The 12,556-nt window shown below is 61.5% G+C and carries 11 protein-coding genes; 3 read left to right on the top strand and 8 right to left on the bottom strand.

Annotated elements, in window-relative coordinates; genetic code table 11:
* Window positions 1–145 precede the first annotated feature (145 nt).
* From cobM to AKJ29_RS02835, 8 genes are read right to left on the bottom strand one after another with little or no spacing between them, the layout of a single operon-like run.
* Entirely contained in the window at window positions 146–937 is a 792-nt protein-coding gene (cobM, locus tag AKJ29_RS02870; RefSeq protein WP_055187761.1) for a precorrin-4 C(11)-methyltransferase, read from the bottom strand.
* Window positions 934–2,733: a precorrin-3B C(17)-methyltransferase gene (gene cobJ / locus AKJ29_RS02865; protein WP_055187759.1), complete on the bottom strand. Its 1,800-nt coding sequence runs from the start codon at window positions 2,731–2,733 to the stop codon at window positions 934–936. The genes cobM and cobJ overlap by 4 nt, the downstream gene beginning before the upstream one ends.
* Window positions 2,724–3,425 (bottom strand): precorrin-2 C(20)-methyltransferase, encoded by a 702-nt coding sequence (gene cobI / locus AKJ29_RS02860; protein ID WP_055187757.1) that lies wholly within the window; start codon window positions 3,423–3,425, stop codon window positions 2,724–2,726. Before cobI ends, cobJ begins: the two co-directional genes overlap by 10 nt.
* On the bottom strand, window positions 3,422–4,621 hold the full coding sequence (locus AKJ29_RS02855; protein WP_055187755.1) for a bifunctional cobalt-precorrin-7 (C(5))-methyltransferase/cobalt-precorrin-6B (C(15))-methyltransferase: 1,200 nt from the start codon (window positions 4,619–4,621) through the stop codon (window positions 3,422–3,424). The genes cobI and AKJ29_RS02855 overlap by 4 nt, the downstream gene beginning before the upstream one ends.
* Window positions 4,618–5,028 carry a CPCC family cysteine-rich protein gene (locus tag AKJ29_RS02850; RefSeq protein ID WP_055187753.1) on the bottom strand — a complete coding sequence of 137 codons (411 nt, stop codon included), beginning with the start codon at window positions 5,026–5,028 and terminating at the stop codon, window positions 4,618–4,620. Before AKJ29_RS02850 ends, AKJ29_RS02855 begins: the two co-directional genes overlap by 4 nt.
* The gene (locus AKJ29_RS02845; RefSeq protein WP_173485914.1) at window positions 5,025–5,672 is read right to left on the bottom strand and encodes a precorrin-8X methylmutase; all 648 of its coding nucleotides are present in this window, start codon (window positions 5,670–5,672) and stop codon (window positions 5,025–5,027) included. The genes AKJ29_RS02850 and AKJ29_RS02845 overlap by 4 nt, the downstream gene beginning before the upstream one ends.
* A gap of 2 nt (window positions 5,673–5,674) precedes the next feature.
* Window positions 5,675–6,985, bottom strand: coding sequence for a sirohydrochlorin chelatase (locus AKJ29_RS02840; protein ID WP_055187750.1), 1,311 nt, complete (start codon window positions 6,983–6,985; stop codon window positions 5,675–5,677).
* Between the two features lie 4 nt (window positions 6,986–6,989).
* Window positions 6,990–7,241 carry a DUF6732 family protein gene (locus AKJ29_RS02835; RefSeq protein ID WP_055188953.1) on the bottom strand — a complete coding sequence of 84 codons (252 nt, stop codon included), beginning with the start codon at window positions 7,239–7,241 and terminating at the stop codon, window positions 6,990–6,992.
* An 83-nt stretch (window positions 7,242–7,324) separates the two neighbouring features.
* Here AKJ29_RS02835 and AKJ29_RS19600 point away from each other — a divergent pair, with 83 nt between their 5' ends.
* The 3 genes from AKJ29_RS19600 to AKJ29_RS02825 are packed head-to-tail and all read left to right on the top strand — an operon-like array spanning window position 7,325 to window position 12,478.
* Window positions 7,325–7,618, top strand: coding sequence for a hypothetical protein (locus AKJ29_RS19600; protein WP_161805368.1), 294 nt, complete (start codon window positions 7,325–7,327; stop codon window positions 7,616–7,618).
* Window positions 7,578–9,266: a sulfatase-like hydrolase/transferase gene (locus AKJ29_RS02830; RefSeq protein WP_055187748.1), complete on the top strand. Its 1,689-nt coding sequence runs from the start codon at window positions 7,578–7,580 to the stop codon at window positions 9,264–9,266. The genes AKJ29_RS19600 and AKJ29_RS02830 overlap by 41 nt, the downstream gene beginning before the upstream one ends.
* Entirely contained in the window at window positions 9,266–12,478 is a 3,213-nt protein-coding gene (locus AKJ29_RS02825; RefSeq protein ID WP_055187745.1) for a reductive dehalogenase, read from the top strand. Before AKJ29_RS02830 ends, AKJ29_RS02825 begins: the two co-directional genes overlap by 1 nt.
* The last annotated feature ends 78 nt before the right edge of the window (window positions 12,479–12,556 follow it).

Raw genomic sequence — 12,556 nt, 5'->3', positions numbered from 1 at the left:
GGCACGAGATATGTAACGGTCAAGTTAACCTTTTGTCAGATTGGGAATTTTTTCAAATTATCCACAACGCGTTGCATCAAAGCCCGCAACCAGAAACGGCGCAGGCATGCCCGCGCCGTTTTTTGCATTTCAAAGCCTGACCCAATCAGGTGTTGTTATCTTCCACCAGATCCACACCCACCACAGGGCGCAGCACATGTGGGATGGAGGGATCATAAAGCGCGCTATCCTTGAAATCGCGCGCGGAGTTAAGGGCGGGGCCCACGAGGATCAGCGCGGTGCGGGTGATCTTTTCAGCCCGCACTTTCTTGCGGATATCGGCAATGGTGCCACGGATCAGCATCTCGTCTGGCCAGCCCACGCGATAGGCCACCACCACCGGACACTCCGCCCCATAATAAGGGGTCAGCACGCGCTCAATCTCACGCATATTGCGCACGGCGAGGTGAATGGCGAGCGTGGCCCCGGTCTTGGCAAAATTCTCCAGCGTTTCCCCTTCGGGCATCGAGGTCGACTGCATCGACATGCGCGTGAGCACAATCGACTGGGCAATCTCGGGGATGGTGAGTTCCTGCCCCAGTGCCGCCGCGGCGGCTGCGTAGGCGGGCACACCCGGGATGACCTTGTAGTCGATCCCGTCTGCTTTCAGGCGGCGGATCTGTTCGGCAATCGCCCCATAAAGCGAAGGGTCACCGGAATGCACACGGGCCACATCTTCACCGCGCGCGTGGGCGGCCTTGATTTCAGCGTGGGTGTCGTCCAGCGTCATGGGCGCGGTGTCCATGACCTTTGCCCCTTCGGGTGCGCAAGCCACAACCTGCGGCGGGACCAAAGATCCCGCATACAGACACACCGGGCATTCGCCAATGATGCGCTGCGCTTTCAGGGTCAGAAGCTCGGGGTCGCCGGGGCCTGCCCCAATGAAATAGACGGTCATGACAGGTCTCCATCAATGCGGCGGGCATAGCCGCGCGGGGTAAACATACGCGGGCCTTCGCCCAGTTGTGCAAGGCGCGAGTTCGAGGATCCCACCAGCACCACGGTCAGCATATCGACCTCGTCCACCTGCAACTCGTCCAGACGACGATAGCGGATGTTCTCTGTCGGGCGACCGAGGTTGGACGCCAGCATGACGGGCGTGTCCGCCGGGCGGTGCTTCAACAGGATGTCGCGGGCTTCGGCCAGCAGGGTGCGGCGCTTCATCGAGACGGGGTTGTAGAAGGCGATCACGAAGTCGCCCTCGGCGGCGGCATGCAGACGCTTCACGATATCCTCGCGGTGGGTCAGCAGATCCGACAGCGAAATGGCGCAGAAGTCATGGCCCAGCGGGGCGCCTGCACGGGCGGCTGCCCCCTGCAGCGCGGACACGCCGGGGGTGGACACCACTTCGACCCGACGCGCGGCATCGGTCACGCCCTTTTCTTCGGCAGTGCGGTCCAGAAGTTCATAGACCAGCGCGCCCATGGCGTAGATGCCCGCATCGCCCGAGCAGACCAGCGCCACGTTCTTGCCCTTGCCCGCTTGTTCCAGCGCGTAACGGCAGCGGTCTTCTTCGCCGCCCAGCGGGAAGTCGGACCGGGTTTTGCCCGCGGCCAGCGGGCCGATCAGATCGATATAGAGGCCATAGCCCACCAGCTCCTCGGCTTCTTGCAGCAGGTGGCTCGCTTCCGGTGTGCGCCATGTGTGCTGACCCGGCCCGATTGAGACGATGGACAGCTTGCCACGGGAACGGCCGCGCATCTCGGTAATCGGTTCGGGCGCACGGGCGATGGCGCAGGTGGTGTTGGCGGTTTTGACCTTGGGAACAACCAGTTCGGCATCCGGACCAGCCGCAGCCAGCGCCGCGCCTTCCGACACGCCATGACAGCCGACTTCCTCAAACACCACGTCTGAGGGGTTGGCCAGACGCGCGGTTTCGGCCTCCAGTTCTTCTGCCGTGAACACGCGGAACGGCACGCCCAGACGGCGGGCCAGTTGGTTCATCGCCAGTTCGTCTGCTTTCAGGTCCAGCGAGGTCACACAGGCAATCGCTTCGGGGGCAATATTTGCGGCGGCCAGTTGCTCGGACACGTTCTGCCACAGCTCTTCTGGATCTGCGTTGCGCGCACAGCCCACGCCCAATGCGAAACGTTGCGGGTGATAGGCCAGACGGGTCGGGCCGGTTTCAACCGGCGCTTCTGACACAACCAGCTCGACCGAGCCACCTGCGTCTTCGATGTCGAAGATATTCTCACCCACGATGGACACGCCAGCGCCGGACAAGAGCTCTGCCATGGCTTCTTTGGCGTCTTTCTGATTGGCCAGACGATAGCCAACCGGCGGCTCGTCCAGCGCCACGCCCATTGACACGTCGCCTGCGGTGGTCACGGCGGCGGTTGCGCCGATTTCAGCGGCAATCTGGCTGGCCAGACGGTTGGCGCCACGATGCCCGCCCAAAAGCGGCAACACGGAGGATCCGTCATCGGCCACGGCCACGACGGGCGGTTCCGCCAGCTTATTGGCCAGAATGGGGGCAACCGCGCGGATCAGGATACCGGCGGCACAGACACCCACAACCGGCGTGCCGGCCGCAAACAGCATCCGCACATGATCCAGCGCATTTGGGAAAAACGCATCAGCTTTTTCCACACGACCTTCACGCCCATGGACCTGAGCCCCCAACAGGGCGGCAACCTTATGGGCCAGAGGCTCTCCAGAGGCATTCAGGCAAATTACAACAGGCGTTACAGCCATGGATCGGTTCCTTTCGCAAGCAGGATCATCGAGAAATAGGGCGCCTTTTCGGGGGCCTCGGACAGGGGCAGCACCACTTCTTCAGGCAGACTGGCGCGTTCCACGTAAGTGGCTTTGTCGGTGAGGCCGAGATCGGCAATCACCGCACGAATTTTTGCAAGATGGCGGCCAACCTTCATGATCGCCACCGACTCTGCGCCTTCAATCCGCGACCGAAGTTCAGCTTCGTCCAGCGGGCCGGGCAGCACGGTCAGGCGTTCGTTGCGCGCCACCAGCGGGCGCTGCGCCCGGGCGGCCACGGTGGTGATCGAGGTCACGCCGGGCACGATCTCGCAGTCGAAGCGATCCGACAGACGGGCAAAGAGATACATGAACGAGCCGTAGAAAAACGGGTCACCCTCACACAGCACCACCACATCGTCGCCCGCCGCCAGACGCTCAGCGATCTGTGCCGCACCCGCGTCATAGGCGGCCTGCGCCGGGGCGCGCTCAACCGTCATCGGCACCGGGATACGGATCTCATCTGTGCCCTCGGCGATCAGATCCGCGGCGATCGAACGCGCAAAGCTGTTGCCACATTCCAAAGCCGGATAGGCCACCACCTTGGCCGCCGCAATCAGCCGTGCGGCCTTCAGCGTCATCAGCTCGGGGTCGCCCGGGCCGAGGCCGATCCCGTAAAGGGTTCCGTTCATCTTTTGATCAGGCTCCATTGTGTGACCGGGCGCAGCGGTTTCCAGCCGGACAGCGGCCCGAGGGCTTCGGCACGTTCCACCGAGAGTTTCACCAGTTGGCCACCGTGTTTCTTGTGCAGCGCGGTCAGGCACATCTCACTTTCGATGGTGACCGCATTGGCAACCAGACGCCCCAGCGGGCGCAGCGCCGCCCAGGCAGCATCGAACGTTTCTTCGGTCAGACCACCGCCGATGAACACAGCGTCGGGCGCGTCGAGGCCCTCCAGCGCGGCGGGGACCATACCGTCGACAAGCTCCAGACGCGGAACACCCAGCGCCAGCGCGTTGGCAGCGGCCATGGCACGACGTTCGGGTTTGGGTTCGATCCCGATGGCACGGGCATAGCGCGCACCGCGCATCCATTCGACCGCAACCGAACCGCAACCGGTGCCAATATCCCACAGCAAAGCGCCACGCATCGGCATGAGTTTTGCAATCGTAACCGCGCGCACCTCTTGCTTGGTCATGGTGCCGTCGGATTGAAACAGCTCATCCGCCAGACCCGGCACGCGGGGCAGCAGCGCCGCATCCGGGGCGGCGATACAGTCCACCGCCAGCGTGTTGAAGGCGGGCACGTCATGGTCCCAGCTTTCGGCCAACCCATCAAACCGCGCTTCTTTCTCGCCACCCATATGTGCGAGCACGGTCATGCGCGATTTGCCAAAGCCACGCTCGGTCAGGAACCTGGCGATCTGTTCGGGTGTTTCCGCCCCGGTGGTCAGGATCAACAGGCGCGCATCGGGCTGAATGAAGGCAATCATCTGCTCAACCGGGCGACCATGCACGGTGAGCGTTTCGAGATCCGCCATCGACCAGCCCATCCGCGCCGCCGCCAGCTGGAAGGCCCCGACCTGCGGGTGATAAACGATCTCAGCCGGATCAAGGTGACGCCCGATCTTGGCTCCTACTGAAAACCAGAGCGGATCCCCAGAGGCAAGCACGGCCACGGTCTGCCCACGCCGTGCGTCCAGCTCGCCGATCAGGGCGTCAAAAGGAGAGGGCCATGCGAGGCGCTCGGCTTTGGTGTCCAGCATCTCGTGGTGGCGTTTGCCCCCGACGATCACATCGGCAGCTTCGATCACCGCGCGGGTGGCCGGAGTCAGACCATCCAGCCCGTCTTCGCCGATGCCGATGATATGCAACCAAGATTGGGTCATAGCGCCTCCACTAACTCCCGAAAACGTTCTAATGAAAACTGTGCTCGCTCTGAACGAATGTCTTCAAGATACTGGAGCATTTCCAACCTTCTTTTCGAAGGCTTATGAACCACATCAATTGCAGCTTCCGGATCGTACATATGCATGTGAAGGCCGAAGTTTTCTCTGGCTCGCGTTAATGAATGTCTGCCATTAGGTCCACCCGTGACCTGATCTGCCGTGGCTTCATCCTGACCGTCGTCTTCCCACCAACATACCTGACATATTTCATAGGTCGCGCGTTCTTCCAAGGTAGGAAGTTGGCAGCATGGGCAAAGGAAATAATCGCCAATTTTTTTGGCGCCCGCGTGGTCCTGTACGTCCAGAAAGCGGACATAGTTTGTGAACCACGCGCTAATCTCGGTCATGCCTTTTCCTCCGGCAGGCCCGCAGCCAGAGCGTTCACGGCCGCCGAAGCGATGGCCGATCCGCCACGGCGCCCGCGCAGGGCGACAAATTCGCAGCCGCGCGGGTTGGCGGCGAGCTCGGCTTTGCTTTCGGCAGCGCCGACAAACCCCACCGGGAAGCCGAGGATCACGGCGGGTTTCGGCCCGCCCGCGTCGATCAGCTCCAACAGGTGGAAAAGTGCTGTGGGCGCGTTGCCCACGGCCACCACGGCGCCTTCCAGCTTGTCGGCCCATAACTCAACCGCAGCCGCCGACCGCGTGTTGCCAATTTCTTTGGCAAGCGGCGGGGTGCGCGGATCGTTCAGGGTGACAATCACCTCATTCTCGGCGGGCAGATAGCGGCGAATAATCCCCGCGCCCACCATTTCGCAGTCACAAAAGATCGGCGCGCCGGATTTCAGGGCTTCATGGCCCGCGTCATAGGCGTTTTGTGAAAAAGCCAGACGATCCGCCACTTCGACCATGCCGCAGGCGTGGATCACGCGGGTGGCCAGCGCGGCCATGCCACCGGGGAACCGCTCCAACCGGGCTTCACGGCGGAGTGTCGCAAAGCTCTCGGCATAGATCGCCATCGGATCACGTTCATACTGCAAAGGAGGCCGCATGTTTATTTGACCCGCGCCGATTCCGGACCATGCGGGTGTTTTGCATGGGGGTATTCCGGGTGGTGGTGATCATGGTCGTGATCGTGATGATGGTGGTGGTGATGCCCGTGATCATGGGTGTGGTCATGGGCGTGATCGTGTGAATGATCGTGGCCGTGAGAGTGATCATGGTCATGGCTGTGCCCATGATCATGGTGGTGGTGATGGTGGTGATCCATATCCAGACGGCACGCCCCGGTGCAGAAATGATCGCAGAGCGAACAGGTCTCGACCGTTGAGCCGGGCGCGTTGGCCCCCTGCCCTTCCACATGGTGGTGATGGCTTTCCTGCACCGCACCCAGTTCACTTTCAAAACCCAGCACCTCAACCCGGTATTTACACATCACGCAGGTGGGTGGGGGGGTGTCGGAAAAGGCCGGGTGCTTGGCACGATCCGCAGCCGAGATCGCCGCAATTTTCGGGTCATCCAGTGCCAGGATCTGATCACGATAGCCGCAGGTGCCGCAATTGGGCGGCGGCATGGCGCCGACCTGTTCGGTGATCCGCTCGGCAAAGGTTTCCAGCACCTTCTCGTGGTCGTTCAGATAACCGGCTTTCACGAACTGGATGTCAGGATGACGTGCGGCCACCTGATCGGTGAAGCCATAGATCCGGTCGATCAGGATGCCCGTGAACAGGAAATACGGGAAGACGATGACACGCTTGTAACCCAGCTTGGCGGTGTGGGTCAGGCACGGTTCCACCAGCGGGAAGGTCACACCGGAATAACCCACTTCAAGCCAGCCAAAACCCATACCTTCTTGCAGCAGACGCGCGATTTTCGACACGTTGGCATTGGCATCCGGGTCAGACGCGCCGCGTCCGATCACCACCAGGCAGGTTTCTTCAAGCGGCACCTCGCCATGTTCGGCATTGGCAGCCTCCACCGCGTCACGGATGCGCGCACCGGCGGCGGCAACCATCTTGGGGTCCACGCCCAATTCCCGCCCATAGCTGACGTCGATACCATGTTTGGTGGCATAGGTATTGAGCACGGTGGGGATGTCGTTTTTCGAATGCATCGCCGCAAAGAGCATCCCCGGCACGGCCAGAATGCGGTCACACCCCGCCTCACGCAGATTGTCCAAACCCACCCGGATCACCGGATTGGCAAATTCCAGATAGCCGTAATCAACCATCCAGTCATCGGGCAGCATCGCGGGCAGCTTCTCTGCCAGCACCTTGAATTCATCCACCGCGGCCTGGCTGCGAGAGCCGTGACCGCAGATCATCACGCCGATTTTCTTACCTTGCGTATCCAGCTGGGTTTTCATCCGTTCAGGCTCCGACCAGTTCCTCTTCGCCACCCTCTTCGGTGGCCTCTTCGCCAGCGTCATCCGCCTTGGCTTTCTCGGTGCCTTTTGCCCCTTTCAAGGCCCCCCAAAGCCCTACGGCCGCCGCGGCGCCCAGAAGGATGATTGCCCCCCAGTGGCCATGTCCGGCCACTTCTCCGACGTGGCCGATATGGGCCATGGCGGGGGCAGCGGTCAGGCTGATCGCTGCAGTAGACAAAAGAAGGGTTCTCGACATCATGTGTCCTTTCGCAAATCTGGGGCACAGGGAAGAGACACCGATACGCGCAAAGGGACGACGCCCGTTACGCTGCTTCGACGATGCTGCGTTCCATCCCCTATCTGGGTCGATGTCCGACAGCCAACCTCTCTGGCCCGAATGGGCTTCGTCAGGAACCGGGTATAGGCCGCAGCTCATCTGCTCGCAATGAAAAACACGGCATCAAGGGCGCCGGGAACGACCCGATCGGACAAAAACCAAATCATGTTTTTCCCGATTGGATCCAATTTGGCTTTCCAGAGGCTTTTTCACATGCTCAAATCGTCGCATCCGCAATGAACAAGGAGTGCCGCGATGGCCCCCGCCGCCCCGAATATTCTGTTCATCATGTATGACCAGCTGCGCTTTGATTACCTGGGCTGTGCCGGTCACAAGACGCTGGAAACGCCAAACTTTGATCGGGTGGCGGCGCGCGGGGTGCGGTTTGACCGCGCCTATTGCCAGTCCCCCGTCTGCGGCTCCAGCCGGATGAGCACCTATACCGGGCGCTATGTTTCGTCCCATGGGGCGGCCTTCAACAACTTTCCGCTCAAGGTCGGTGAACTGACCATGGGCGATCACCTGCGCGGCGCCGGCATGGGGTGCTGGCTGATTGGCAAGACCCATATGAAGGCGGATGCCGAGGGCATGGCGCGGCTGGGGCTGGCATCCGATTCGGTCATTGGCACCCGTATCGGTGAATGTGGGTTTGACGTCTGGATCCGCGATGACGGGCTTTGGGCCGAGGGGCCAGATGGGTTCTATGACCCAAAACGCTCCCCCTATAACGCATATCTGCGCGACAAAGGGTATACCGATCACAATCCCTGGCATGATCACGCGAATGCCGGAATTGATGACGCCGGGGATATTGCCTCCGGTTTCCTGATGATGCACGCGGGCAAGCCCGCCAATATCCGCGAAGAAGACAGTGAAACCCCGTGGCTTACCGACCGGGCGATTGAATTCATGCAGACCCGAAAGGGCGACGGACCGTGGTGCGCGCACCTATCCTATATCAAACCGCACTGGCCCTATATCGTGCCGCCCCCCTATCACGACCTCTATGGGATCGAAGATATCCAGCCCGTGGTGCGTGCGGAAAAGGAACGGCAACAGGCGCATCCGGTATTTGACGCCTATCTGCAGGGCCAGCTCTCTGCCGCCTTTTCCCGTGACGAGGTGCGCGACGTGGTGATCCCCGCCTATATGGGTCTGATCAAGCAATGTGACGACCATCTGGGACGGATCCTCGATTACCTTGATGAGAGCGGGCAGGCCGGGAACACGGTGATTGTGCTCACCTCGGATCATGGCGATTACATGGGCGATCACTGGATGGGGGAAAAGGATTTCTTCCACGATCCCGCCGTCCGGGTGCCGCTGATCATCGCCGATCCCCGCCCACAGGCGGATGCCATGCGCGGCACGGTATCGGACAGGCTGGTTGAGCAGATCGACCTTGCCCCCACATTTGTGGACATGGCCGGTGGGGATGTGGCCGATCATATCCTCGAAGGACGCTCGCTTGTGCCGCTCCTGCACGGTGACGACGTGGCGTGGCGCGAGTTTGCGATCAGCGAATATGATTATTCCACATCCCCCATGGCCGACCGGCTTGGGCTTCCCCCCCGCGATTGCCGTCTGTTCATGGTGGTCACCGACCGGTGGAAACTGATCCATGCGGAAGGGGGCGACGAAGGCGGGTTCCGCCCGATGTTGTTTGATCTGAAAACCGACCCCGACGAACTGACCGATCTGGGCGCAAGCAAAGACCATTTCGAGATCATCACCCAAATGTATGACCACCTGCATCACTGGGCCAGACGCATGTCGCAACGCACCACGGTCAGTGACAACCAGATCCTTGCGCGTCGCAAAGGCGGATCCGAACAGGTTGGCGTGCTGATTGGTGTCTATGGCGACGAAGACCTGCCCGACCGCTACACCACCGCCTATCGCGGGAAGGCCACGCCTGTTGCCCCGGAAGACAAGGACAGCTGATGAAAATTTTCTCGGACAAAAAGCGCCCCGTTCACTTTGGACCTTACCCGTTGGAACGGCTGAAACGGACCGATCAGGCCGATCTTTCCGCCGTGCCCTCCATGGCCCCCTTGTCCTTTCACCGACCGGAACATCCCGAAAGCATCGTCAATGCCATGGGCGAATTTCAGGCGATGATGGATGCGATCCGGGATGGGGATGTGACCCCCGTGCGCGGGCGCATCCCCGAGGATCTTCAGGAGCGCGCCAACCATTTGAAAGCCTTTGGCTATTACCTCGACACCTCAATGGTCGGCATTGGTCCGGTGCCGGACGGTGCGCGCCTGTCGCCCCCCCGCCAGAACCCCGACATCCCCCGCCTTTCCGACGCCCTGAAAACCCGCGAGATCCGCACGCTGGCCGCAGGGATCGACGTGATCATGGCCGATCTCAAGGCGTCGATGGACCGCGCGCCCCGCAGGGCGTCACACCCCAACGCCATCGTGTTTCTGGTTGAACACATGCGCGATCCGCACCCTGCTGAGCGCGGGTCGGACTGGATCCTTGATGCCCAGGACCACCGCGCCTGTTTGCGCAGCACGGAAACCGCCGTGGTGATCGCCAATTACATCCGCCTTCTGGGCTTTGACGCGATGGCGCACAGCCCGATGTCAACCGATGTGGATCTGAACCAGCTGGCCGTGACCTCGGGGCTTGCGGTCGCGGAAAACGGTGAGTTGGTCGCGCCATGGCTGGGCAACCGCTTTGGGGTCGCCGTGGTGACCACGGATATGGACCTGGCGCATGACGCCCCCCTTGCGCCCATGGCCGAGCAGCCGTGGCACGCCACCTCCGGCCCCGCATGGTGGCTGGGCGGCACCGGGCCGGGCAAGGGGCATGCGAAATCGGCCCTGACCCGTGATCCCTATGCGCACCGAGACTACCATATGGGACCGCACCCGTTTGAACGCCTCAAGCGCGTGGACAACCCGACAACCTATATTGATGAGCCCAACGTGGCGCGGGTGCCGAAACGGTCCGACATGTTCGCCCGCAGTCAGTTCGGCGATATGGGAAAACCGCTGCAGGAGGCCTCAAAGGGCGGTCACTACGTGCGCAAATCCGGGCCAAGTTTTGCCCAACGCCGGTTGCTGGGGGCGTTTGTGCCCCTGCAGGATGGCGCCACAGCAGACGGGTCCCGCCCCAAGGATGCCAGCCGCAACGCCGACAATCTGCGGGCAGCGAGCTATTTCCTTGGCATCGACGCTGCGGGCACCTCCCGCTGCCCGGACTGGTGCTGGTATTCCCATGACGCAACCGGGGCCGAGATCCATCCCCCCCATGACAATGCCATTTCCATGATTGTCGATCAGGGGTTCGAGACGATGGAAGGCGCCTCCGGGGATGACTGGATTGCCGTCAGCCAGTCGATGTGCGCCTATCTGCGCTTCGCCCTCATCGGTGGGGTCATCGCCCAGCAGATCCGCAACCTTGGCTATTCGGCCAAGGCCCATACGGTGATGGACGGAACCGTGCTGCAACCACCGCTCCTACTTCTGGCCGGGCTGGGTGAGGTGGCGCGGATCGGCGACGTGGTCCTGAACCCCTATCTCGGCCCGCGCCTGAAATCCGGCGTGGTCACAACCGATATGCCAATGGGACATGACAAACCGATTGATTTTGGCCTGCAGGCCTTTTGTGAAGCCTGCAACAAATGTGCCCGCGAATGCCCCTCCGGTGCGATCTCCGCCGGGTCGAAAAAGATGTTCAATGGTTATGAGGTCTGGAAGTCCGACGCGCAGAAATGCACCACATACCGCGTGACCAACCCCGGCGGGGCGATGTGCGGGCGTTGCATGAAAACCTGCCCGTGGAACCTTGAAGGACTGTTTGCACAGGCCCCGTTTCGCTGGGCCGCATCCCGTTTCCCCGCAGCCGCCCCGGCCTTGGCCAAACTGGACGACGCGGTCGGGAATGGTGAGATCAACCCGGTCAAGACATGGTGGTGGGATCTGGAACTGGCCGAGGACGGGGGGTATCACCCCACCGAAAACCCAGTCAACCGGCGGGGGCTCAACCGCGAAATTGACCTCAGGCCTGAAGATCAGACCCTTGCCGCCTACCCCGCTAACCTGTCGCCGCCGCCTTATCCCTATCCGTTTCCGATGGATCGCGAGGCAGGGATTGCCGCTTATGAAGCCCTGATCTCGCCCGATGAATACCGCACCCGCAAAGCGGCGGGCGATCTGTCGATGATCCATCGCTTTACCATCGATGGGGACGCGCCGGTGATCGAAGTGCAGGTTTCAAAAGTCGAGAAAATGACCGACAGGGTCACGAAATACGAATTCATCCGCCCCGATGGCGCGCCTTTGCCGGGGTGGAGCGCAGGCGGCCATCTGGACGTGCTCGTCAGCCCGGAATTTCTGCGTCAGTATTCCCTGTCCGGCGATCCCGCCGACCACACCAGCTATCAGATCGGCGTATTGCGCGAAGACACCGGGCGTGGTGGCTCGGCCCTTCTGCACCGCATCTTTGTACCGGGACGCAAACTGTTCATCTCGAAACCGATCAACCATTTCGAATTGGATGAGACCGCGACCAGAACCCTGCTGATGGGGGGCGGGATCGGCATCACACCGATGATTGCCTTTGCCCACCGGCTGCACGCGCTGGGGCGGGATTTTTCGCTGCATTACTCCTGCTCGCGCGCCGCAGATGCCGGGTTTGTGAATGACCTGACCAGTGCGCCCTGGGCGGATCGGGTGCATCTGCATTTTTCCGATCAGGGCACACGGGCGGATTTCAACACCACCCTGTCCGGCTATCAGCCCGGCTGGCATGTCTATTGCTGCGGATCGGAGGCCTATATGGATGCGGTGATGCGGGCCGCCGAGGCGCAGGGTTTCCCGCAAGAGGCCCGGCATCTGGAATATTTCTCGGTGCCGGACCTGCCGGATTACGAAAACCACCCGTTCACGCTGAAACTCAGGGATGGGCGCGCCTTTACCGTGCCCGAAGATCAGACCGCCGCAGACATTCTGAATGCCAATGGCGTGCATGTGGATGTGAAATGTTCGGACGGGATCTGTGGCGTGTGCAAATGCGGGGTCATCGCAGGGGATGTGGAGCATCGGGATTTCGTGCTGTCCAACGCCCAGCGCGAAGGGGCGATGATCCTGTGTCAAAGCCGCGCCCGTGACGCGGGCGGGGTGATTGAGCTGGACCTGTAGACGGGTGCAATTTCCACCAATACGCACGGTTTTTTAATCAAATCCTCTCATCCTGACCGGGAATCACGGAGAGGAGCC

Source organism: Aliiroseovarius crassostreae, assembly GCF_001307765.1.
Classification (GTDB): domain Bacteria; phylum Pseudomonadota; class Alphaproteobacteria; order Rhodobacterales; family Rhodobacteraceae; genus Aliiroseovarius; species Aliiroseovarius crassostreae.
The sequence above is the reverse complement of the archived record's forward strand: the minus strand, read 5'-3'. Positions and strand labels throughout refer to the sequence as shown.